Source organism: Cryobacterium fucosi (assembly GCF_004403515.1).
Taxonomy (GTDB): domain Bacteria; phylum Actinomycetota; class Actinomycetes; order Actinomycetales; family Microbacteriaceae; genus Cryobacterium; species Cryobacterium fucosi.
In genome coordinates this window covers 1-1,060 of sequence record NZ_SOHH01000107.1, presented here as the reverse complement: position 1 = coordinate 1,060, position 1,060 = coordinate 1, and the positions used below count along the sequence as shown (strand labels likewise).

The window sequence follows — 1,060 nt, the reverse complement described above, 5'->3', positions numbered from 1 at the left end:
GGACACCGTGCCGACCTTGTTCGTGCCACCGGCCGGGTCGGCCACCACCGCGCCGCCGTTGTTGCCGAAGTCAGTCAGCGTGTAGGTCTTCGCGCTGTCGTCGAACGTGATGGCAAGTGAGGCGGGCGGGGGCGGGGGCTGCTCGCCCGTGAAGGTGAAGTCCAGATCGTCGACGTAATAGGTCTTGCCGGCTCCGACCGTGCCGAAGTCGAAGAAGATCGACACCTTGTTGTACGTGACGGCCAGGTCCAGCGCCGCGGTGCCGGCGACCGGGTTGGCAAAGTTGAACGTCAACGTCTCCCAGCCGCCGGCCACCGTCGTGGTGGCCTCGGTCTCGACTGACTGGCCACCGTTGGACGCGTTCTCCACCTTCAGCCTCACCTGGATGCCCGCGTCGGGCGACCACACGCGCGCCGTCACGGACTTCCGGGTGGCGCTGAAACCGATCGGCGCGATCGCCTGGTTGGGAAGGTTCGACACCGTGGCGCCGGCCCAGACCTCGGCGCCGACCCCCTTGACAACCTTCGCCACCTTGTTCGCAGCGTTGGCCGGGTCGGGTGCGATGGTCGAGTCCGCCGCTCCGCCGAAGCCGGTCAGCACCGGCGGGGTACTCTCATCGAACGTGATGATGTCGCCCGCCACCGGCGGCGGCGGAGCCACCTCCGTCTGGAAGATCACGTCGTCGAAGAAGTACGTGCGGTCGGACGGCATCGGTGCATAGCCGCCCACGCCGACGAAGTAGTCGAAGAAGACACTCACCTTGTTGTAGGTGCTGGTCAGGTTCAAATTCTGGGTCGGCTTGGTCAGGTCGTAGGTCGTTGGGCCGTCGGGGATGAAGTGCGTGGACGTGTCGCCGAAGTCGAACGTCAGGGTCTCCCACGCCCCGGCGACCGTGGTGAACGCATCCGTTTCGACGTTCTGTCCCGGGTTAGCGGCATTCTCGGCCTTCATCCGAACCCGAACGCCCGCAGCAGGGCTGTAGACGCTCATCGTCATCCGGGTCTGAGTGGCCGTGAACGGGATCGTGTCGACCGACAGGTTCGCACCGGTGGACACGGTG

General features: G+C 65.9%; 1 protein-coding gene. It reads right to left on the bottom strand.

The features are described from left to right. A partial coding sequence (locus tag E3T48_RS16870; protein ID WP_198417684.1) for a hypothetical protein occupies positions 1-1,060 on the bottom strand: 1,060 nt, incomplete at both ends.